Here is a 21,152-nt window from a genome sequence, read left to right as displayed (position 1 = left end):
CCGGGCGATCACGTCGAGTGGATGGCCTCGACCGTGCAGCCGATGAGTTCGCGGACGAGTTGGGTGGCGACGGTCCAGGGGAGGGCGCTGCGGTCGGTGTAGGGGACGGTGTCCATCTGCTGGGGCACGGCGACGCCGGGCCGGCTGCGGAAGTAGCGCTGGCCGAAGACGCCGATCACGGCTGAGTGTTTGACGCGCATCAGGGTGTGGCTGGTGCGCAGGTGGGGGCAGGCGTGGGCGGCGGTGTCGGCGCAGGGGCGGCAGATGGGTGGGTTGGTGGTGACTTCTTCGCCGGACTGGCTCGGTGGGGTGCCGGGGAGGAGCCAGAGCACGCCCGCTTCGGTGATGTCGGGGGGGCCGGCGCAGACCTGGCAGAGGAGGTGGGTCTGGGCGTGGCGTTGGCGGGGGGTGTGGATGGCGCCGAAGCGGGGGTGTCCGGTGCCGGGTCTGGTGTCCTGGCGGGCCCACAGGACGCCGTGGTCGTCGCGGTCCTGGGGTCGTTCGGGTGCGCCGTCGAAGTAGATGAGGCCGGTGCCGGTGGAGATGACGGGGGCGCTGGCGAGCCTGATCCTCTCGTGCTGCCAGGCGGCGATGTAGGGGACGGTGGGGGGTTTCATGGTGTCTTCCCGGGGCTGGGGGTCGGGGTCCAGGTCGGGCTGGCCTGGCGTTGGCGGTGGAGTCGGGCGAGGGCTCTGAGCTGCTGCCTGTCCCAGGCGGAGCCCTTGCGGAGCCTGCGGTAGTGGGTGGACCAGGTGTATCCGGTGGGGCGTCCGAGTTCGACGTGGGCGCCGTGGACGGCCCGGACGACACCGGGCCCGTCGAACTCCCGGTCGTAGACCACGGCCCCGGTGGGAACCTCCCTGGGAGTGGCGAAGCCATGGGCCCCGGCCGGGCCGGGAACGGGCTGCTCACGCGTACGCTGCACGGGCGGCGTCTCCTTACACGTACCGGCGTACTCGGCGGGGGCGCCGGTGCCGGGGACCGGCGGCCTTGGGCTGCGGTGCGGGGGCGGGGCGGGTACCCCGGGCGTTGTGCACGATCCGGTCGTGCAGCACGCTGATGCAGGGGCCGCACCAGTACATGTCCGCCGTGACGCGGCCGGCGGTCTGCGCGGGACCGACCCACAGCACCCGGACCCACGGCGACCCGCACCACCCCCAGCAGGGGCCCCACACCCAGGGATCGGCGTCTTCCACCAGCGCCCTACCCCCTCACCGGCCCGCACCCCGGCTCCAGGCGTTCAGCCGCGCCACCTCGGGAGCCAGCCGTTCACTCAACCTCTCCGCCCCCACCCGGGACACCCGCTGCTCAGCCTTGCGGGCCGAACCCGCCTGGCAGTCCACAGGCTTGATGTCCGCCGACCGGGTCGTCCACTCGATGCCGCCGCCCTCGGGCCGCAAGAAGACCGTGCTGCCCTCCGTGGCCATGTACACACCCCGCACATCGTGGTGGGCGGTGTCCATGACCAGTTCGCCGGGCTGCGGGACGTACAAGGGGGCCGCGTACTGGGGCGTACTGCGCTTCCGGGACACGGTTCGCTCCTCTCTGTAGTGATTCCACTACCGTTGGCGTTCAGCGTGGCCTACAGTTGAGCCGTCTTCAACTTGCTTGATCTGAGCGGAGGGTGGGGCAAATCCATGGTGCACCGCAAGGAACTCGACCCCGAGAAGTCGCCCAGCGCAGCGTTCGGACTGCGACTGCGCACGTTGCGGGACGAACGGGGCTGGACACAGGACGAACTGGCCGAACGCATCGGCTGCTCCGGGACGCACATTTCCGCCGTGGAAACTGGTCGTCGCCCGCCAACTCGCCAGTTCGCGGCCAGTGCTGACAAGGTGTTCAGAACAGGGGATCGACTCGAACGCCAGAGTCAGGCCGTACGGCACACGGCACTGCTCGAAGGTTTCCCGCAGCTCGTCGAGCATGAGGGCCGGGCGGCGGAAATCCGGCTGTACGAGGTCGGCGTGATCCCCGGTCTCCTACAAACGCCGGAGTACGCCACGGTGCTCGCGCAGAGCGCCGTGAAGCGCGGAGCGATCACGGAGGAACAGGCAGAGGAACGCATCACGCTCGTCGCGCAGCGGCAAGCCACGCTCCTCCGGCCGTCCCCGCCACTGGTGTTCGTGGTGCTGGACGAAGGCTGCATCCGCCGACCCATGGGCGAACCAGCCGTCATGGACACCCAGTTGGCGCGCTTGGCCGAGTTCGCCGAGCTGCCGAACACCGTGCTCCAGGTCGCCCCCTTCGCCATGGGAGAGCGCCGCCCATTCAACCTGCCCATCACCATCCTGACACTGGAGAACCGCTCCCTCCTCTCCTACGCCGAGTCCGCGCAACGAGGGCACCTCGAACGGGAGAACACGTTCGTGCTGCCCATACTGACGGCCTACCATCAGCTACAGACCGAAGCGCTCTCCCAGGCGGCTTCCGTGGCCATGATCAACCAGCTGCGAAAGGGCACCCCGTGACGACCGAATCCCCCCACTGGTTCAAGTCCTCGTACAGCGACAACGGCGGCCAGTGCATCCAGGTCGCCGCCAACCTCGCCACCACCCACGGCCTGGTCCCCATCCGTGACTCCAAGGACCCGAACGGCCCGGTCCTGAACTTCCCCACCCCCTCCTTCGCCGCCTTCATCACCAGCATCAAGGCCGGCGAATTCAACCCCCTCTAACCCCCCCACCTCCCCGCGCCTGCGGGGATGGTCCCCCCACTGCGGTGGGTGTTGCGGAGGGTGACCCGTGCTCCCCGCGCAAGCGGGGATGGTCCCTGCTCGCGGCGTGCTCGCTGACGGACACGAAGGCACTCCCCGCGCCTGCGGGGATGATCCCTGGAGGCCAGGGAGTCGCCGGTGACACTGGCGGTGCTCCCCGCGCCTGCGGGGAGCACTCCGGCATCTCGACCACGTCCGCCGAGCTGCGGAGACCACCCCCGCAGGCGCGGGGAGCACTACGCCACCGATCTACCGGACGCCATGCGGGCGGGACCATTCCCGCATGCGCGGGGAGCACTCCACGGGGCTGTCGGCGACCGGCTGCACCCAGGGACCATCCCCGCAGGCGCGGGGAGCACTCAGCGGTATAGATGACCGCCTCACCCCTGCCGGGACCATCCCCGCAGGCGCGGGGAGCTCGGCTTCTACGCCGACGATTTGGTGCCGGACCCGGGACCATCCCCGTATGCGCGGGGAGCTCGACTACCCGGCCCACGACCTGCCGCTGGAGCAGGGACCATCCCCGCATGCGCGGGGAGCACAGCACCCAGAAACCCACGTCGCTGATCTCGGTGGGACCATCCCCGCAGGCGCGGGGAGCACGACCTGTCGGGGTGCAGCGTGGGGGTGTATTCGGGACCATCCCCGCAGGCGCGGGGAGCACGCGGCCGCGGCCGCCTTGTCTTCGGTATGCGCGGGACCATCCCCGCAGGCGCGGGGAGCACTTCAGGGTGCTGCGTGAGGGCATCCGGGCGCGGGGACCATCCCCGCAGGCGCGGGGAGCACCAGGAGTCCTCCAGCAGGACGGGGGTGACCGTGGGACCATCCCCGCAGGCGCGGGGAGCACATCAAGTCCACCCAGGAACTCGCCGCCGGGAAGGGACCATCCCCGCAGGCGCGGGGAGCACAATCTGACCTGCACTGTAGGTGCTCACGAGCTGGGACCATCCCCGCAGGCGCGGGGAGCAGCAGCGGCTGCACATGCTGGCTCAGCTGGTCGAGGGACCATCCCCGCAGGCGCGGGGAGCACTACTCCAGCTTCATGTCCAGGTCGGAGGCCCGGGGACCATCCCCGCAGGCGCGGGGAGCACAGCGCGGACAGGTCCACCGAGACGGCCGGCGCGGGACCATCCCCGCAGGCGCGGGGAGCACCCCATGGCCGCCCGGAGCGAGCCGGAGAAAGCGGGACCATCCCCGCAGGCGCGGGGAGCACGCCCGTGGGGTGTGATCGGCGGCGCATGGGCTGGGACCATCCCCGCAGGCGCGGGGAGCACTGGATGACGGGGTGTGGGTACCGCGCTCCACCGGGACCATCCCCGCAGGCGCGGGGAGCACTCGTTGGTCTTCTCGTCGGGTCGGAGCACGTCGGGACCATCCCCGCAGGCGCGGGGAGCACGTGCTGGACCGGGGCGGGGTGGCGGTCGTTGGCGGGACCATCCCCGCAGGCGCGGGGAGCACCTGGTTGCCCCGCATAGCGAGCGGGGCGCGCGGGGACCATCCCCGCAGGCGCGGGGAGCACCCCAGCGCTGCCCGCACCGACCGAGTCGGGCCGGGACCATCCCCGCAGGCGCGGGGAGCACATCTGGGGGGGCGCCAGACGGTCGTGGCCGGGGGACCATCCCCGCAGGCGCGGGGAGCACAACGCGGCCTTCTCCGCCATGGTCTGGGCCTCGGGACCATCCCCGCAGGCGCGGGGAGCACCTACTGGGATGGACGTTCGACGGGGGAGTGAGGGGACCATCCCCGCAGGCGCGGGGAGCACCTGCGGAGACGATCTGTCAGCCGGCCGTTCGTGGGACCATCCCCGCAGGCGCGGGGAGCACACTTCTTGACCTGCGGCTTTCTCCGGGCCGGCATGCCCATTCATTCACTTGCGCTGAGTCAGACATACAACGCATACCACCCAGGGCCAAGCGAGTACGGCACCAGGCTACCGCCCCACCTCCCCCGTACCCGGATCGAAAGTTGACACCGACCCCACCCAGCCGAGCCCCCACCGCTACCCACCACAAATGCCAGCGCTCCCCCACGCGCCCCCCACAGACCACCCCCTTCACCCTGACCCAACCAGTGCCGCCCCCAGGGCGAACACCACCCGCTCAACCTGCCACCCGACTCACCGACACCACCTAACCGACCCGCAGTCACCCACAGCGATTCCCAAACCCAAGAGCCACCGAGAACAAGACAACGCACTCCCACCGCCCATACTCACGACCTACCATCAGCCACAGACCGAAACGCTCTCCAGGGCAGCCCCCATGACCCTGACCCGCCAATTGCGAAAGGGCACCCCATGACGACCGAATCCCCCCACTGGTTCACGTCCTCCTACAGCAACAACGGCGGCGCCTGCATTCAGGTCGCCACCAACCTCACCACCACGCACGACCTGGTCCCCATCCGCGACTCCAAAGACCCGAACGGCCCGACCCTGAACTTCCCCACCCACTCGTTCGCCTCCTTCGTGGCGAGCATCAAAGCCGGCGAACTCGGCACCCCCTGAACCCCACCCCAACCCATCCCCACAATCGCGGGGAACACAGCGCGTCCCACGTCGCCTTACCGGGCCACCCAGGACCATCCCCGCAGGCGCGGGGAGCACCGATCCGGGCTGATGATCACGGCTCTCGGCTCGGGACCATCCCCGCATGCGCGGGGAGCACCACATCCCGGTAGCCGCCCGGTAGACGCTCTTGGGACCATCCCCGCGTGCGCGGGGAGCACCGCTGGCCGAGGGCGCGCTGACCTCCGATGACGGGACCATCCCCGCGTGCGCGGGGAGCACATATGCATCCAGTCGGGCCGCCGAATTTCGTGAGGACCATCCCCGCGTGCGCGGGGAGCACCTGGTTCGGGTGGGCCCGAGGTAGACGGCCGCGGGACCATCCCCGCGTGCGCGGGGAGCACTCCTCCAGCAGGTGCTCCAGCATGGCGGTGACGGGACCATCCCCGCGTGCGCGGGGAGCACGGGGTGGGCCGGACCGCCCCCAGCGGCGGCCAGGGACCATCCCCGCGTGCGCGGGGAGCACACCACACCGGCCAGCGGGCCTATCACGCCGATAGGACCATCCCCGCGTGCGCGGGGAGCACTGGGCGTCGGACACCTCCGGGTGCCACCGCGAGGGACCATCCCCGCGTGCGCGGGGAGCACCGGTCAGTTGGCCTGGGCGTGTCTGCCGCGAGGGGACCATCCCCGCGTGCGCGGGGAGCACCGTCGCTGCTGGTCAGTGCGGCGAGCCGCGACGGGACCATCCCCGCGTGCGCGGGGAGCACCGCTGCCCATCGTACGAGCGCAGCGCGATGTTGGGACCATCCCCGCGTGCGCGGGGAGCACTCGACATCGACCTGCGGCTTTCTCCGGGCCGACATGCCCTTTCCTTCACTTGCGCCGAGTCGGACATACAACACATACCACCCAAGGCAAAGCAAGTACGCCGCCAGGCTACCCGCCCCACCTCCCTCCCGTACCCGGATCGAAAGTCGGCGCCGACCCCACCCAGCCGAGCCCCACCGCTACCCACCACAGATGGTGAGCACTCCCCCACGTGCTCCTACAAACAACCCCCTCACCCTGGCCGAACCGGTGCCACTCCCCAGGGCGAACACCACCTGCTCGACCCGCCACCCCGACTTGCCGACGCCGCTAACGACCCGTAGTCACCCACTGCAATTCCCAAACCCAAGGACCACCGAGAACAAGACAACGCACTCCCACCGCCCACACTGACGACCTACCATCAGCCACAGACCGAAGCACCCTCCATGGCAGCTTCCATGACCCCGACCCGCCAACCGCGAAAGGGCACCCCATGACGACCGATTCCCCCCACTGGTTCAAGTCCTCCTACAGCGACAACGGCGGCGCCTGTGTCGAGGTCGCCACCAACCTCACCACCACGCACGACCTGGTCTCCCTCCGCGACTCCAAAGACCCAAGCGGCCCAACCCTGAACTTCCCCACCCACTCGTTCACCTCCTTCATCACCAGCATCAAGGCCGGCGAATTCGGCACCCTCTAAACCCCACCCCACCCCCCAGACACGGGGAACACGGCTGTTCCCCGCGCTTCGACTCCGCCGCCGCCGGACCATCCCCGCAGGCGCGGGGAGCACCGCTCGCCGGCGTCCAGGGCCACGTACAGGCGGGGGCCATCCCCGCAGGCGCGGGGAGCACGCTCGGCACCGTCACCCTGACCCCGATCCCCGGGGGCCATCCCCGCAGGCGCGGGGAGCACTGCACACGGACACGAACCCGCACAACCTGCTCGGGGCCATCCCCGCAGGCTCGGGGAGCACCGGGCGTTGCCGCTGGAGCCGGTCTGATGGTGGGGGCCATCCCCGCAGGCGCGGGGAGCACCTCACCCCGGCACTGGGGCAGATCGCGGAGGCGGGGCCATCCCCGCAGGCGCGGGGAGCACCCGCCGGATCAGTGAGCGCAGAATCTCGTTGCGGGGCCATCCCTGCAGGCGCGGGGAGCACTCGTTGCATCGGAGCAGCATCGCATTGATGATGGGGCCATCCCCGCGGGCGCGGGGAGCACTGGAGCATGTGGCCGGGCACCACGATGACCGGCGGGCCATCCCCGCAGGCGCGGGGAGCACCATTCTCGGAGTCAGCCGGGCAAGCTTCCGCCGGGGCCATCCCCGCAGGCGCGGGGAGCACCCGCCGACGCGATGGCCGCGGCCGTCCTGAGGTGGGCCATCCCCGCAGGCGCGGGGAGCACACCGGCGCCGCGTGGCTGCCGTACGCGCCGGGCGGGCCATCCCCGCAGGCGCGGGGAGCACAGTCGCGGCACCCCGCACGCCGCCACCCCCTCGTGGGCCATCCCCGCAGGCGCGGGGAGCACGCGGCGGCGGCCCGCGCATGGGAGCCGGTCCAGGGACCATCCCCGGAGGCGCGGGGAGCACAGCCGCCTGCGGCAGCGGGACGGCGTGAACTGGGGACCATCCCCGGAGGCGCGGGGAGCACCTTGCCCCGCTATCCCGCCTTATGGGCGGGGTGGGACCATCCCCGGAGGCGCGGGGAGCACAAGGGCGAACTGGCCACCCCCCGCCAGGTCCAGGGACCATCCCCGGAGGCGCGGGGAGCACCAGCCGGTGCATAAGCAGTGGACTGAAGTGGCAGGACCATCCCCGGAGGCGCGGGGAGCACCTGCCTGAGCTCACGACCAGGAGGCCGTTGTAGGGACCATCCCCGGAGGCGCGGGGAGCACCCACGGCGACCGTGCGGCGGCCGGGACGTACACCGATGCCGCTGGGACCATCCCCGGAGGCGCGGGGAGCACCCCTCGACACCCGACCTGGCTGGCAGAAGGTCGGGACCATCCCCGGAGGCGCGGGGAGCACTGGGTTCCTCAGCGGTAGCAGGGGCCGTCACCGGGACCATCCCCGGAGGCGCGGGGAGCACTCGGGCGGGGGTGCTCCATCGGGTGAGGACGGGGGACCATCCCCGGAGGCGCGGGGAGCACTTGAGAGCCAGGGCGGACAGGCTCGCCTTGGCGGGACCATCCCCGGAGGCGCGGGGAGCACCCGCACCCGACACGCGGCGGGCTCCAGATCGTGGGACCATCCCCGGAGGCGCGGGGAGCACCCGACGACTGCTCGCCGCACCTGACCGAAGTAGGGACCATCCCCGGAGGCGCGGGGAGCACGCCCTGGTCCTCGGAGGCTTCCTGACCTCCATGGGACCATCCCCGGAGGCGCGGGGAGCACACTTCTTGACCTGCGGCTTTCTCCGGGTCGGCATAGCTTTTTCTTCACTTGCACCGAGTCGGACATATTACGCATATCTCCTGGAGCGGGGCAAGTAAGGCGCCAGGCTACCCGTCTCATACCCCTTCCGTACCAGGATCGGGAGTTGGCGCCAGCCCCACGCGGCCAAGCCCCGCGGCTGGTCAGCAACTGCGACCTGCCGGGAACGCCAACTTCCCTACGGAGCGGAGTTGTACGAGCGGCACAAGGTGGCGCAAGACAGCCCACCAAGGGGTACAGGTACTCCGGGAAGGCGGGTCCGCCGCCACCGAATGAGGGCGGGGCCCGTTCGTGAAGCAGTTCCAAAGTGTGCCCGCCGGCGAGCCTTTGCAGCAGTCCGGCGGGCAGCCGGCGCCCTGACGCGCGGAAGCCCCAGGCACCTTGGCGGGCAATCCGCCCAGGTGGCGGCCGGGGCTCGCGGTCGGGCGCGACGGACTGCGTTTGCCGGGCCCCGGCCACTCGGCGCCGCAGCGCCCGCACAGGTCGTCCACGGTCGGCATCGTTCCCGGCAGCGCAGCCGTTGCGGAGCGGAGCAGAAGCCGACCTGAACCACGCCCGCCGTACGGCCCGATCTCGCTCGAAGCCTGCGCCTGATGGGGAATCATCTACGCCATGGCAACTGACAGTTTTCTCCCCCCTTCCGGCACCCGTGACTTTCTTGCCGTGGAGTCCGGCACTCGCGAACAGGCGTTCGCCACAGTCCGCGAGGTATTCGGCCGGTACGGATTCCAGCCTCTCCAAACGCCCGCCTTCGAACGGTTGGAAGTACTGACGGGCAAGTACGGTGACGAGGGCGACAAGCTGGTATTCAAGATTCTTCGACGCGGGGAGCACGAGGCCAGCGGGGAGGCGGATCTAGCACTGCGGTACGACCACACCGTCCCTCTCGCCCGGGTGGTTGCGGCCTACGGCAGCCAGCTGCCGGTGCCGTACAAGCGGTATGCACTGGCGCCGGTGTGGCGGGCCGACCGGCCGGGCAAGGGCCGGTTCCGCGAGTTCGTCCAGTGCGACCTGGACGTGGTGGGAACAGTGTCCCCGCTCGCAGATGCCGAGGTGGTTTCTGCGTTGCACGAAGCACTGGAACGGCTCGGCGTCCCGGAGTTCCAGTTCCTGGTGAACAGCCGAAAGGCGCTTGCCGGGCTGCTGGAGGTGTACGGGGTTCCGGCCGGCCAGGGTAGCGGGGTGTTGATCACCTTGGACAAGCTCGACAAGCTCTCGCCGGACGAGGTGGTCCGGGAACTCGTGACCAGTCGTGGGGTGCCCGACACGACCGCCCGCGGACTTGTGGACGATCTCACCGCCCCGGATGCCACGGACCGGATTCGAAAAGAGCTGAAGGGCAGTGCGACCGGCCAGGAAGGGCTGGCCGAGGTGGACCGGCTGCTCTCCCTGCTCTCCGGGACCGTCCCACCCGAGCGCATCGTGTTCGCGCCCAACCTGGTGCGTGGGCTGGACTACTACACGGGTGTCATCTACGAGGTGACCGCTCCCGGCATGCCCGGCTCGATCGCCTCCGGTGGCCGGTACGACGGTCTTATCGGGCGGATGTCCGGCAGCGACACGCCCGCCTGCGGCGGCTCGCTGGGCATCGAACGGATTCTGCCGCTGCTGTCGTCCGCCGCTCAGCAGCCGGCACCCGCCCTGGACATCGCCGTGACCGTGCTCGGTGACGCCCTGGCCGACGACGCGTTCCGCATGGCTGCCGCGATCCGCAGTACCGGACAGCGCACGGGTGTCTACCTGGGGTCGAGCGGGAAACTGGCCCGACAGATGAAGTGGGCCGCAGACCAGGGCGCTCGGTTCTGCCTGATCTACGGCGAGCGGGAACGGGAAGCCGCAGAGGTGATCGTGCGGGACATGGCGTCGGGCGAGCAGACGACGCACCCCGTTGACCGGGTGGCCGAGCGCTTCGCCCAGTAGGCACATGCGACGGTGCCCCGCCCCGAACGATCCGGGCACGGGGGCACCGCGCGTACGGCGCCTACTCGTCCAGGTACAGGACAGCCGTGATGGTCTTCTTGCAGGTGTCGCAGTGCATCGGCGCTTCGATCGACGCCAGGTCGCATTCGATCGTGGTCAACCGGTCGATGACACCGGTCTCACGCTCTCCGTGCCAAGCGGTCTCCCAGCGCCCGGTGTTGGCGATCAGAGCAGCGACATACCCCGTCGTCATCTCGTAGAAGCCGCGCACACCGTGCGTCTTCATGTAGCGCCAGTTGAACTTCAGCGACTCGACCACGATGGGGTAGGGGTGGAGGGCCACGACCCGCGACCAGTTCTCCGCCACGTCCTCGATGTCCAGCCGTACGGCCTTCTCGTCCAGGCGCTCCCATTCGCCCGACGCGTCGTAGTCGGTGAGGACCTGCGACAGCAGCCGCGCCGAGTGCTTCAGGTTCGCCTTCTTCGCGGTGAACGCCGTGTCCACAGCGAACAGGTTGCCTTCCGTGTCCTCCTTACGCGCGGTCCCGATGGCGCGCTTGAGTTCGGTGGACAACGCCGACTCGTTGCACAGGCTGTCGCCGAAGCTCAGCCACGGGTCCCGGGAACCCACGCTCCGCCGTGACGGCGAAGATCCGGTCGCCTTGCTGACCCATAGGGGTACCTCCAGCTCTCGGTGTCACTGTTCCGGCCGCTGGTCGCCAGCCGGTTGTGCGCGGTGCGACCCGCTCCGAGGCGGTTCCCGATCACCTCGGAGCGGGGGTCTGTGGTGACGGCCTGTCAGCCAATGCTCGATCCCGGTTCAGGAGACGCCATGTAGCGGTGCTCCTCCCTGCTTCGTCCTCGCCTAGGCAGCGGAACCGGTGCCACGTCGGCGGCGCGTCCGGGGTGGTTTCGGGCGTTACGGCCTGGTCCACGAACCGGTAGCGGGCGCGGGGTCACCACGACCGCTCCCGGTCTTGCCGGCTCCGCTCGTTGGCCATGGCAGCGCCTGCCCGCAGCCGCTCCATCACTCCGGCAGGCCGCACATCACCGGGGTCCGCATACCACCAGGAACCGCCGCCGGGCGGGCGCAGCAGCCACCCACGGGCACCAGCACTCCGGTACTCACCTACCTTGTCAGCCCCGGTGTCCAGCACCAGGGCGCCTACCTCCGGGATCGGGTGGGCTGTGGTGTCGGCCGGGGCAGCAGCATGCGCCTGGTCGACACGGGGCAGGATGCGACGCAGGGTCCCGTCAGCTTCGCTGCAATTCATGATCGCTATCCTTTCCGCGCTGTACCGGAGGTCATTAGGGTGTCGGAAATACGAGGGACACGGCCAGGCTCGTGTTGGATGTCTCGGGACGTCTCCACTAGCATCAAAAATCCAAAAGCCGTCCCAAGACGTCCCACGGGAGTGACGTGGCGAACGAGCGTTTGCGTTCCGCACTGGTCAGCAACGGATTGACCGAGGGAGACTTGGCCGGTCACCTCGGCGTCGATCCCAAGACGGTGGAGCGCTGGATTGGACAAGATCGCTTGCCCTACCGCCGCTATCGCCAGGCCGCAGCAGCTTTACTGCGCCTGGATGAGCACTACATCTGGCCGGAAGCGATACCGGATGGCCAGCGCACGGATGCGGCGGCGGCCGAGATCGTCAAGGTTTATCCACATCGATCCTCGGTTCCCCCCGAGCTGTGGCTCAGCTTTGCAGAAAGGGCAACCAACGAGATCGGAGTTCTCGTACATGCCGGAGTTCACCTGGCCGAGAATCCCCGCTGGCATCGAATCCTCACCGAGCGGGCCAAATCCGGAGTTCGAGTCCGCATGCTATTGGGAGATCCGGAAAGTCCGGAAGTCGCCCGGAGGGGGCACGAAGAAGAACAGCTTCGAGAAGGTTTGGTCAACCGCTGCCCCTCTAGGAGAAGCAGAATGAGCCGTAAGGACTACTTCAACGCCCCCGACGCACCCACAGCACAGCGGATCGTTCCCGCAGTGACTGCCTTCATCCTCAGCAGCCATGGCGACCTTCTACTTGAAAGGCGCTCCGACAATGGCCTTTGGGGAATGCCGGGTGGGGTCGTGGAGATCGGTGAGAATATCGCAGGCGCTGTCACCAGGGAGGTACTGGAAGAGACTGGGATAGAGGTCGAGGTAACGGGCCTTGTCGGCGTCTACAGTGACCCTGCACACGTTATAGAATTTTCAGACGGAGAGGTGCGCCAGGAGTTTTCACTTTGCTGCCGGGCCAACCCTGTCGGCGGGATGCTGCGCGCCAGCTCCGAGTCCCTTGAGGTTCGATGGATTTCACCTGACGAACTAGGCTCCCTCAAAATATCCCCTACAACCCGACTTCGACTCGATCACGGATTCAAAGCCGACCCCGCAGCGCGCCTCTGCTGAGTTAATAGCGCTCGGCGCGCTACGGATAACCCGCTTGCCATGCAAGGAGGAACGCGTCCGCCCCATTCTGACGGTGTGACAGGTACGGGGTTCTGGGGTCGCCCAACCGTCAACGGCTACCCAAGCGGCCCGTCACACCTACGAGATCAGCAACCGTACGGCCACCACACAGCCACCCGACCAAATCCCATCACACATTCGTGGGGAACACAGCGCGTCCCACGTCGCCTTACCGGGTCAGCCGGGACCACCCCCGCAGCCGCCGCCGGAGCAGCGGCTGGCGTAAGACCCCCGTCCCCCATCCCCCAGACGCGTAGAGCAAGGACGCCCAACCGCCTGGCGCCTCCCACTACCGGGGACCATCCCCCGCATCACCGAAACGGGCCGCCGGCCCGGGGACCATCCCCGCAGGCGCGGGGAGCCCCGGTCCTGCTCGTTCGGGTCAAATAGCCGGGGTGTACCGACGGGCCGGGTCAGCCGTTCGGGTCGTGGCCCAGGGCCAACAGGCGGTGCGACTCCTGCATGCCGTCGGGCAAATCTTCGAGCGAGAACCACTGCGCCTCCAGGATCTCGAACGAGTCGATTTTCATCGTGCCGCCGACCAGCAGGGCTTCGTAGGCGACCTCGACGCGGAGTCGGTATCCACTCTTGAGGTGAACGAGGAGACCGGGCTTGACTTCAAGCCCGGTCTCCTCGCGCACCTCCCGGACCACGGTCGCGCCGAAGTCCTCGCCCTTGATGGCGTATCCGGTGGGCAGTCCCCATTGCTTCCCCTCGGGCCACATGCGGTGGCGCAGAAGCAGTACGCGCCCCTGATCATCGCGTACCACTCCGGTGACGCCGACCATGAATTTCGCGTGGGCCAGCCACAGGATTCGCCACTGCATGGGGCCGCGAATGACCTTCCACAGCCTTGCGATCAGCTTGTTCACGACGTCTCTCTTTCGAAGCGAACCACACCGCGCGGTGTCGTAGTCGCAACGATGACGTATCGTCAGCAACGGTTCAAACCGACCGATCTCGCTCGGTCGGCGTCCGATCGAGCGGGGTCCAGCCCGTCCGCGACGCGGTGGGCCTGCCCGTGAGCCGTGGTCACCCGCCGGGGACCCAGCCCGTGGCGGCGACCACCTCGCGGGCGATGTCCACGACGGCTCTGCCGTCGGTGGCCACGCGCACGGTGTCCGCCGGTGCCCGCTCCTGCAGCAGCCGGGCCTTGCGGAAGCTGTTCCGCACCTCCTGCTCCAACCCCGACCCGAGCTCACGGCCCGCCAGACGCTCTCTGGCGGTGGCATCGGAGGCGGTGAGCAGCACCCGGACGATCCGCAGGTCCGCCCCCATGGCGCGCTCGAACATGGCCGCCGCCTCGGGCAGCACACTCACGGTGTTCGTATAGACAAGGCGCCGGTAGCCGAGCCGGGTGTAGTTCGCCCACACCGCCGCGAGGTTGCGCTCGGTGATCTGCGAGCGATCCGGGTCCCCCTCCGGCGCCGGATGCACCTGTCCCATGAAGTCGCCCTCGATGATCGCGTGAGGGATCGCCGTGTCACACAGACGCGCCGAAACCTCCCAGGCCACCGTCGACTTACCGACACCGGAACGTCCCCCGATGAGCAACACCTCCGCACGGTCCACAGAAGCAGCGTGCCAGCTCGCAACCGCCCCGGGCGACCGATATTCACGCGAGATCACGATCTACCGCCGGAGTATCAAGCGCGTCGGCCGGACGCGCAGCAGCCTCGCCCTACTCGCCCCACCCGTCAACGGCTACCTGAAGCAGCCCGCCACACCCACGAGATCAACAACCGTACGGCCACCACACACAGCCACCCCACCGAAACCCATCCCTGCAGGCGCGGGGAGCATTCAATCGCGTCCGCCCGCAGGTCGCGGAGACGGGGGCCATCCCCGCAGGCGCGGGGAACATCCCGCCCTCGCTGTCCTGCGCAACCCCGCCCTGGGGCCATCCCCGGAGGCGCGGGGAACATCCCGCGCTTCGGTGGTGGCCGCACGGGCGGGGGCCATCCCCGGAGGCGCGGGGAGCATAGCGTCACCTCACGGACGAGGCCCCGGTAGTCGGGGCCATCCCCGGAGGTGCGGGGAGCATCCCCAGAGAGAGGCACCATGAAACACAGCCGCGGGGCCATCCCCGCAGGCGCGGGGAGCATGGCGGCTCGATTCGGTGGGTGGCGAGGATGGTGGGGCCATCCCCGCAGGCGCGGGGAGCATGGAGACCGCACCGCCGAGGGCCGCGCCGCGTGGGGGCCATCCCCGCAGGCGCGGGGAGCATGGCAGTGCCGGCACGTGGCACCGACTGGCCAGGGGGCCATCCCCGCAGGCGCGGGGAGCATTTCTCTGCCCAGCGCCGTATCGCGACGCACACGGGGCCATCCCCGCAGGCGCGGGGAGCATCTACGTCGGGTAGCGCGAGGGGAACGGCCGGGGGGCCATCCCCGCAGGCGCGGGGAGCATTGCTGGCGCCTCGGCGGTCATGGCTTCCTCGCGGGGCCATCCCCGCAGGCGCGGGGAGCATATCTGCTCCTGGGTGTACCCGGCCCCCAGCGCGGGGCCATCCCCGCAGGCGCGGGGAGCATGCTCCTTGACCTAAGGCTTTCTCTGGGGCAGCATGCCTTTTTCTTCACTTGCGCCGAGTCGGACATACGACGTATATCACCCGAGTCTGAGCAGGTACGGTGCCAGGCTATCGCCCTCGTATCTCGTCCGTACCGGAGTCGGGAGTTGGCACCGGCCCCGCACGCTGCTGGCCACTGTTCGTCAGCAACCATCGGGGCCAACCAGTTCAGCACTACCCGACACCACCCCAAACCCCGACCCGTACAGCCGCCCCGCCCGAACCCATGACCGCAGACACGCGTCTGACGTCGCCTTGCCAGGCCAGCCGGGACCATCTCCGCAGGCGCGAACGATCCTTTACTTACCGTTCTGAGTTTGCCCTGGTCAGCCCACTTAGGAGTCAAAGACCAGGCCCTGCCCGGCACTTGGCCGAGCGAGGCGTATTCGTCTGCGGGCCGATCAGTGGGGGTGTACGGCGGGTGGGCGGTCGGACCGTGGCCGTTCTGCACCGCGCAGTCGGGGCAAGCAACGCGGGAGTACGGCGGGCCACTCACCCGCTCGACGTAGCCGACGACCACGGGGCGGGCAGTCCTACGTCTGCTGCGGTTGCAGCAGACCCGAGCCGGGTCGCACAAGGGCTTCGGGAGGGCCGCGCGGCTTATGAGCCCACCGCCACGGCATCGAAGTGCGACCCTTCGTAGGCGGGTAGTCCCGCACCAGCGCTGCGGAACGCTGCCGCCCGACGGGCTCGGACTTGGGCATGGGCCGCCTTTCCTTCGGCTGGCCGGCAGGGCAGCGCCGCTCAGCGGCCCGCGCACCAACTTCAGTCAGTCAGGGTCCACTTGGGGCCCGTGGGGGCATCGAGCCACAGGGTGTGTGCCCCGTCCGGGTCGATGTTCAGGCCGAAGCGGCTGGGGCCGGGCCGGCCGTACTCGACCCAGGCGGCGAGGAGGGGTTCGCGTTCGGCCCACAGGTCGCGCGGTCCCTCGTGGTCCAGTTGGACGGTTCCGTCCGGGCGGGAGGTGAAGCGCGCCCATGACGCGGTGGGCTGGTGGACGAGGTAGCGGACGGGCCGGTCGTGGGGACCGGCGAGTGTGACCTCCTCGACATCGGGCTGTGCGAGGCAGGCGAGGAACAGGGGACCGTCGGCGGCGAGGCCCGCCGGCGGGCGGATGGTGCGGGTGCGGCCCGGAACGGAGGTGAGGGCGGCCGCGAACTGCCCGGCGGGCGTACGCAGCGCCCCCGGGGTCGGGCGGGAGGTCATGAACCAGGCAAGGTGAGGGAGGAACCCACCCGACGCACTGCGGTCGTCCCCCACGACCAGGCGGGCGACACCGCATCCCACCGTGGCGACGATGACCCCGCCGGGGCGGACCTGGTACCGCCACGGTCCGGGGACGCGTCCGACGCCGCAAGTGGCCAAGAGGCGGTCGTACGGCCCGTACTGGGGGCAGCCCCGCATGCCGTCACCGACGACCAGGGTCGGGGCGTATCCGGCCTGCCGCAGCCGGGAGCCGGCCACGCCGACGAGGCCCGGATCGACATCGATCGAGACGACGTGATCGCCGCCGAGCCGGTGGGTGAGGAGTGCCGCGTTGTAGCCCGTGCCCGTGCCCACCTCAAGGATGCTGCTGCCGTCGCGGACGCTGAGGGCTTCGAGCATCCGGGCCATCACGGACGGCGCGGTCGATGAGCTGGTGGCGATGCCCGTGGCGTCGAACTGCGTGAGCAGCGAGGTGTCCGTGTAGACGGCGTCCAGCCACGCGGGGTCGCTCTGGCCGTAGCTCTGCTTGCCCTCCGGGGTGCGCACCGTGAACTCGGGAACGAAGATCTCACGCGGCACCGCGGCGAACGCCGAGTACCACGCGGGGCCGAGGGCCCCCTCGGCCGCGAGTTGGTTCGCCAGGCGGCGGCGCAACCGCTCTGCGGATGCGGTCTCCGTGGTCACGTGGTGGTCCCTTCCAGCAGGTCGGCCAGGGCTTGGGTGATGGGTTCGCGCAGTTCGGGGATGAATGCCCACTGCCCGTTCGGGTTGACATCGAGCAGGTGCCAGCGCGCTTCCTGGTCAACGATGAAGTCGAGTGCGGCGTAATGGAGACCGAGGCCGTCCAGGAGTTTGCGGACCCCGGCGGCGATGGTGCCGGGGACGGGGCAGGTCCTGAAGGTCAGGCTGTCGTAGTCGGTACGGAAGTCGATGCGGGAGGCGTCCGAACCGGCGTGGATCTCAGCGGCGAACAGGCGGTATCCGAGAGCAGTGAGCTTTGTACGCGGCGACGCGTCCGGGCAGCGACCCGACGAACAAACAGGCCTGGCGGATTCGTTGGTTGGCGGCCATCCCCGCAGGGGCGGGGAGGGTGCTTCTTGGCCTGCGGCTTTCTTCGGGCCGGCAGGTCTTTTTCGTCACTTGCGCCGAGTCGGTGGCGCGTGCTGCCCGGGGCGGGGTAGGGACGGCGCAAGGCTGTCCGCTGCACATCTCTTTCGTACACGGCCGGCGCGCCCGCTGCTGCCGCGCCGCCGGTCAGCGACTGTGCGGGTTCCGCCGCTTCCACAGCCGTGAGCGCGCGACGGGGCACCGCCGGTCCGTGCGCCCCCGGGTACACGGACTCAGCAGCGCCAGAGGAAGGGCAGGGGCGGCTGGACCGCCTGGCCCGTCAGAAGGTGAAGGGGCCCGGGTTCTGGGCCGAGGTGGCCGTGCATTCCGCCCTGAACTGCAGATAGGTGATCGTGACGGACTTGGCCTTGAGGGCGTCGCCTGGGGCGACCGTGCCGACCAGCGGGCCGGAGTTCAGGCCGTCCCCGAGCTTCAGCGCCGGGTTGGACTTCCCGGTGAAGGTCACGTCCGCGCCGTTCGCGTTGGACAGCGTCAGGGACGTAGTCACCGAGTTCGCCGGGATGGCGAGGGGCGACCACACCACGGATGTGGAGAAGGTGATGGTCGCCGCCGTGCCGTTCTGCGTGGCTTCGAGGCGGATTTCACCGGAGCCGAAGTCGCCGCAGTTGGCCTGGACAGTGGCGGTGGTGGGGGTGACGGCCGAGGCGGTCGGGGCTATGAGCAGCGCGCCCACGGCGAGGGCCGCCGCGCCTGCCGTACCCGTTCCCAGGGTGCTGGGCTTCATGCGGATTGCCTTCCGGTGGTGGGGTGGCCTTCCCGCCTGCCGCGTCGTGTTCGGCCCGTCCCCGCATCGGTGCACAGCCGGGTCCCATCGCGTCCGATGGCGCGGCGCGCTGGAAGGTTGCTGTGATGGGTGCATCCGTATGCCGGGAACCGTCCGGGGACGGGCCTCCGTACCCTGCACGGGCTGCCACGCGGTCGAACGGGTCGTTGTGCCGGCAGTTGGACAGTCGATATGACGAGGCGTCATAACGATACCTACGGCACAGCAGAACACAAGACGGCGGGAACCAACCGACCCCGATGGACGGATCGGCTGCTCGCGGGCGGCCGGCGGGACGGCTACGCCATCGGCCACCGAGCCCCTGGCACACAGAAGGCCCGGTCCGGTGGGGCCGCTCGGGTGGTCAGCGGAAGTCGGTGCGGAGCTTGCGTACGGACACCTCCTCGACGGCCGCCCGGGTGGTCAGCCGCTCCAGGTCCCCCAGGAAGTCGGCGGAGCCGCGCGGAGCCAGGAAGCGCCGGTCGGCGCAGAGGGTGAGGACGGCCCGGTCCGTGAGGTCGTGCAGGAAGAGGAAGAAGTTGGCGCCCTTCGGCGTCTGGTTCCCTTCCAGCGGTCCGAGCCTGGTCTCGGGCAGTGCCTTCGCGATGCCCTCCGCCATCGCCACGGCGGCGCCCGGGTCGGGCGCGGCCGACTGCTCGCCGAGGGTGAACCGGGCGTCGTTGAAGAAGCAGTACCCGTCCGGGGTGATGCCGCGCTGCTCGGCGATCTCCGCGACCATCGACTCCAGCTTCCTGGGGTGGTACTCGCAGTACGAGTACGACTGGAACGCGGCGTTCGCCGCCCGCCGGAGGAACTGCCCGAAGGGCTCGTCCGCGATGTCGACCCGGAAGAGGGCGTTCTGGTTGAACGCGCCGACCAGCGTCCGGCTCTCGGGGCGGAACCGGGTCGAGACGATGGTGCGCAGGGCGGCCTCGTCCTCGTCCTTGTAGGCCGAGAGCAGCAGCCCCGCCGCCGCGAGCAGCACGACGGCGGGGGCCAGGCCGTTGCGGGCGGCGAGGGACCGCACCGCCAGCGCCAGGGCGGGGGACTCGATGCGGGCCCAGGTGAAGTCGGGGGCGTCCGTCCCGCGCACGCTTTCGAGCATGGAGGCGGGGATGTCGCGTACGCCGCGCGCCCAGTAGTCCAGGGCCTTGGCCTCGCGGTTCCGGCCGCGCTCGGAGGCCTCGTACGCTGCGCGCTCCAGCGGCTGCTGGCCGGGCGGTGGCAGGACCGTGTCCGCGCCCGCCGTGAGCAGGGCCTCCAGATCGTCCCGGACGATCCTGAAGCTCCACCCGTCGAGTGCCATGTGGCTGACCGCGAGCAGCACGGCGACCGGCTGCCCGGCGCAGCTGAGGACGGCGGCGCGCAGCGGCAGGTCCACCGCGCTGTCGAAGGGCCTGCTGCGCAGGGCCTCGCCGAGCTCCGCCGTCCGGACGTCCAGGGCGGCGCGGTCCTCGGCCTCGTACAGGCCGACCTCCAGCTCGCCCGAGGCCAGCACCCGCTGGACGGGGCGGCCGTCGGTCTCCCGGTAGAGCGTGCGCAGCGAGTCGTGCCGTTCGACCAGGACGCGCAGTGCCTCCCTGACCTGGTCGACGGTCCGGCCGGCCGGCACCGGGCAGCTGCCCAGCGCGTTGAGTGAGGAGTCGTCGGCGGGGAGCCACTGGAGTACGTCCCAGATGGCGATCTGGCCCCAGGTCAGCGGGCCGTTCTTCTCCTGGCCGGTCCGGAACGGCACCGGCACGTCTTGGCGGGGGTTCATCCGGGCTTCAGTCCTCTCGCGGTTTCGGGTGGGCCCCGGCCGGGGGCGGCCTCGCGGTCTCAGGTCCGCAGGGTGCGGTCCAGCCGTCCGACGGCGACCGTCAGGGCGAGGGTGCCGAGAACGGCCAGGTAGCAGGCGGGGACCAGCAGTTGCGGTCCCACGGTCCCCAGGAAGGGTTGGCGTACCAGTTCGATGCTCTGGTAGAGCGGAAGGCACTCGACGAGGAGTTGCAGCGGGCGCGGGTAGACGCCGAGCGGGTAGAACGTGGTCGCGAAGAGGAACATCGGGAGCATCACCAGCTGGATCAGCTGGAAGTCCTGCCAACTGCGCAGCCAGGTGACGACCAGCAGGCCGGCCGAGGCGAAGGCGAACCCGATGAGCAGGGCGCCGGGCAGCACCAGCAGCGCCCACGGCGTGTGCACCATACCGAACAGGGTGACCACGACCAGGAATCCGACCGTGACCAGGGTGCCGCGCAGCAGGGCCCAGGCGACCTCGCCGAGGGCGACGTCGCGGACGGTCATCGGCGTGGTGAGGATCGACTCGTAAGTGCGGTCGGTCTTCAACTTGCCGAACATGTTGAAGGTCGTCTCGTTCATCGAGCCGTTCATCGCGGCGGTCGCCAGCAGCGCGGGGGCGACGAACTCCGGGTACCGGACCGATCCGCTGCCCAGCCCCGGGACGTGGCCGACCAGGGTGCCGATCCCGACGCCGAAGGAGAGCAGGTAGAGCACGGGTTCGAGGATCTCGGCGAGCAGCAGCAGCCAGGTGTGCCGGTAGATCATCACATTGCGTTCGACCATGGTGCGGGCGCGCCCGCCGGCCCGGTCCCGCCGGTGGGCGGGCGCCAGGGTGTCCGGGCCGGATACGGCCGTCATGAG

16 protein-coding genes and 4 CRISPR repeat arrays are annotated in these 21,152 nt (G+C 69.9%); of the genes, 6 read left to right on the top strand and 10 right to left on the bottom strand.

The genetic code is table 11. The features are described from left to right. Positions 1-8 precede the first annotated feature (8 nt). From ACIQGZ_RS10705 to ACIQGZ_RS10695, 3 genes are all read right to left on the bottom strand, one after another. Positions 9-617 carry a hypothetical protein gene (locus ACIQGZ_RS10705; protein WP_402600815.1) on the bottom strand — a complete coding sequence of 203 codons (609 nt, stop codon included), beginning with the start codon at positions 615-617 and terminating at the stop codon, positions 9-11. Further along, the gene (locus ACIQGZ_RS10700) at positions 614-925 is read right to left on the bottom strand and encodes a hypothetical protein (RefSeq protein ID WP_402600814.1); all 312 of its coding nucleotides are present in this window, start codon (positions 923-925) and stop codon (positions 614-616) included. Before ACIQGZ_RS10700 ends, ACIQGZ_RS10705 begins: the two co-directional genes overlap by 4 nt. A 286-nt stretch (positions 926-1,211) precedes the next feature. Then, positions 1,212-1,532 carry a hypothetical protein gene (locus ACIQGZ_RS10695; protein ID WP_402600813.1) on the bottom strand — a complete coding sequence of 107 codons (321 nt, stop codon included), beginning with the start codon at positions 1,530-1,532 and terminating at the stop codon, positions 1,212-1,214. Positions 1,533-1,637: 105 nt separating this feature from the next. Between ACIQGZ_RS10695 and ACIQGZ_RS10690 the strand changes: the two genes are divergently transcribed. The 5 genes from ACIQGZ_RS10690 to hisS all read left to right on the top strand — a co-directional run bounded on the left by ACIQGZ_RS10690 (position 1,638) and on the right by hisS (position 10,385). Next, positions 1,638-2,468 carry a helix-turn-helix domain-containing protein gene (locus ACIQGZ_RS10690; protein ID WP_402600812.1) on the top strand — a complete coding sequence of 277 codons (831 nt, stop codon included), beginning with the start codon at positions 1,638-1,640 and terminating at the stop codon, positions 2,466-2,468. Continuing rightward, positions 2,465-2,674, top strand: a complete 210-nt coding sequence (locus ACIQGZ_RS10685; protein WP_402600811.1) for a DUF397 domain-containing protein — start codon at positions 2,465-2,467, stop codon at positions 2,672-2,674. The genes ACIQGZ_RS10690 and ACIQGZ_RS10685 overlap by 4 nt, the downstream gene beginning before the upstream one ends. 3 nt (positions 2,675-2,677) lie before the next feature. Then, a CRISPR array of direct repeats spans positions 2,678-4,536; the repeat unit is 29 nt; unit sequence GGGACCATCCCCGCAGGCGCGGGGAGCAC. Between the two features lie 473 nt (positions 4,537-5,009). Next, positions 5,010-5,219: a DUF397 domain-containing protein gene (locus ACIQGZ_RS10680; protein WP_402600810.1), complete on the top strand. Its 210-nt coding sequence runs from the start codon at positions 5,010-5,012 to the stop codon at positions 5,217-5,219. A gap of 10 nt (positions 5,220-5,229) precedes the next feature. Further along, positions 5,230-6,050: a CRISPR direct-repeat array (repeat unit 28 nt; unit sequence GGACCATCCCCGCGTGCGCGGGGAGCAC). 475 nt (positions 6,051-6,525) lie between these two features. After that, on the top strand, positions 6,526-6,735 hold the full coding sequence (locus ACIQGZ_RS10675) for a DUF397 domain-containing protein (RefSeq protein WP_402600808.1): 210 nt from the start codon (positions 6,526-6,528) through the stop codon (positions 6,733-6,735). A gap of 64 nt (positions 6,736-6,799) precedes the next feature. Continuing rightward, a CRISPR array of direct repeats spans positions 6,800-8,426; the repeat unit is 28 nt; unit sequence GGACCATCCCCGGAGGCGCGGGGAGCAC. Positions 8,427-9,077: 651 nt separating this feature from the next. Next, entirely contained in the window at positions 9,078-10,385 is a 1,308-nt protein-coding gene (gene hisS / locus ACIQGZ_RS10670; protein ID WP_402600806.1) for a histidine--tRNA ligase, read from the top strand. Between the two features lie 61 nt (positions 10,386-10,446). On the opposite strand, the gene ACIQGZ_RS10665 is transcribed toward hisS, so the two are convergent. Next, entirely contained in the window at positions 10,447-10,890 is a 444-nt protein-coding gene (locus ACIQGZ_RS10665) for a hypothetical protein (protein WP_402600804.1), read from the bottom strand. Between the two features lie 1,425 nt (positions 10,891-12,315). Between ACIQGZ_RS10665 and ACIQGZ_RS10660 the strand changes: the two genes are divergently transcribed. Beyond that, complete coding sequence (locus ACIQGZ_RS10660) at positions 12,316-12,786, top strand: NUDIX domain-containing protein (protein ID WP_402601430.1); 471 nt, start codon at positions 12,316-12,318, stop codon at positions 12,784-12,786. 473 nt (positions 12,787-13,259) lie between these two features. On the opposite strand, the gene ACIQGZ_RS10655 is transcribed toward ACIQGZ_RS10660, so the two are convergent. The 6 genes from ACIQGZ_RS10655 to ACIQGZ_RS10630 form a co-directional block, all read right to left on the bottom strand. After that, entirely contained in the window at positions 13,260-13,718 is a 459-nt protein-coding gene (locus ACIQGZ_RS10655) for an NUDIX domain-containing protein (RefSeq protein WP_402600803.1), read from the bottom strand. 160 nt (positions 13,719-13,878) lie between these two features. Beyond that, positions 13,879-14,418, bottom strand: coding sequence for an AAA family ATPase (locus ACIQGZ_RS10650; protein WP_402600801.1), 540 nt, complete (start codon positions 14,416-14,418; stop codon positions 13,879-13,881). A gap of 202 nt (positions 14,419-14,620) precedes the next feature. Next, a CRISPR array of direct repeats spans positions 14,621-15,377; the repeat unit is 29 nt; unit sequence GGGGCCATCCCCGCAGGCGCGGGGAGCAT. 803 nt (positions 15,378-16,180) lie between these two features. Continuing rightward, positions 16,181-17,305, bottom strand: a complete 1,125-nt coding sequence (locus tag ACIQGZ_RS10645) for a methyltransferase domain-containing protein (protein WP_402600800.1) — start codon at positions 17,303-17,305, stop codon at positions 16,181-16,183. Positions 17,306-18,008: 703 nt separating this feature from the next. After that, entirely contained in the window at positions 18,009-18,473 is a 465-nt protein-coding gene (locus tag ACIQGZ_RS10640) for a hypothetical protein (RefSeq protein WP_402600798.1), read from the bottom strand. Positions 18,474-18,876: 403 nt separating this feature from the next. After that, positions 18,877-20,271 (bottom strand): condensation domain-containing protein, encoded by a 1,395-nt coding sequence (locus ACIQGZ_RS10635; protein WP_402600797.1) that lies wholly within the window; start codon positions 20,269-20,271, stop codon positions 18,877-18,879. 59 nt (positions 20,272-20,330) lie between these two features. Next, positions 20,331-21,149 (bottom strand): ABC transporter permease, encoded by an 819-nt coding sequence (locus tag ACIQGZ_RS10630; RefSeq protein WP_402600796.1) that lies wholly within the window; start codon positions 21,147-21,149, stop codon positions 20,331-20,333. Between the last annotated feature and the right edge of the window lie 3 nt (positions 21,150-21,152).

It is taken from the genome of Streptomyces sp. NPDC092296 (assembly GCF_044755465.1).
GTDB lineage: Bacteria > Actinomycetota > Actinomycetes > Streptomycetales > Streptomycetaceae > Peterkaempfera.
Note: the sequence above shows the minus strand (reverse complement) of the source record. Positions and strands in the feature narration are given on the sequence as shown.

What these genes read in the sequence shown, in the direction of transcription:
- ACIQGZ_RS10705 (WP_402600815.1), bottom strand. Translation starts at nt 617, where the DNA reads ATGAAACCCCCCACCGTCCCCTACATCGCCGCCTGGCAGCACGAGAGG.
- ACIQGZ_RS10690 (WP_402600812.1), top strand. Translation starts at nt 1,638, where the DNA reads ATGGTGCACCGCAAGGAACTCGACCCCGAGAAGTCGCCCAGCGCAGCG.
- ACIQGZ_RS10680 (WP_402600810.1), top strand. Translation starts at nt 5,010, where the DNA reads ATGACGACCGAATCCCCCCACTGGTTCACGTCCTCCTACAGCAACAAC.
- ACIQGZ_RS10675 (WP_402600808.1), top strand. Translation starts at nt 6,526, where the DNA reads ATGACGACCGATTCCCCCCACTGGTTCAAGTCCTCCTACAGCGACAAC.
- hisS (WP_402600806.1), top strand. Translation starts at nt 9,078, where the DNA reads ATGGCAACTGACAGTTTTCTCCCCCCTTCCGGCACCCGTGACTTTCTT.
- ACIQGZ_RS10660 (WP_402601430.1), top strand. Translation starts at nt 12,316, where the DNA reads ATGAGCCGTAAGGACTACTTCAACGCCCCCGACGCACCCACAGCACAG.
- ACIQGZ_RS10640 (WP_402600798.1), bottom strand. Translation starts at nt 18,473, where the DNA reads ATGAAGCCCAGCACCCTGGGAACGGGTACGGCAGGCGCGGCGGCCCTC.
- ACIQGZ_RS10635 (WP_402600797.1), bottom strand. Translation starts at nt 20,271, where the DNA reads ATGAACCCCCGCCAAGACGTGCCGGTGCCGTTCCGGACCGGCCAGGAG.
- ACIQGZ_RS10630 (WP_402600796.1), bottom strand. Translation starts at nt 21,149, where the DNA reads ATGACGGCCGTATCCGGCCCGGACACCCTGGCGCCCGCCCACCGGCGG.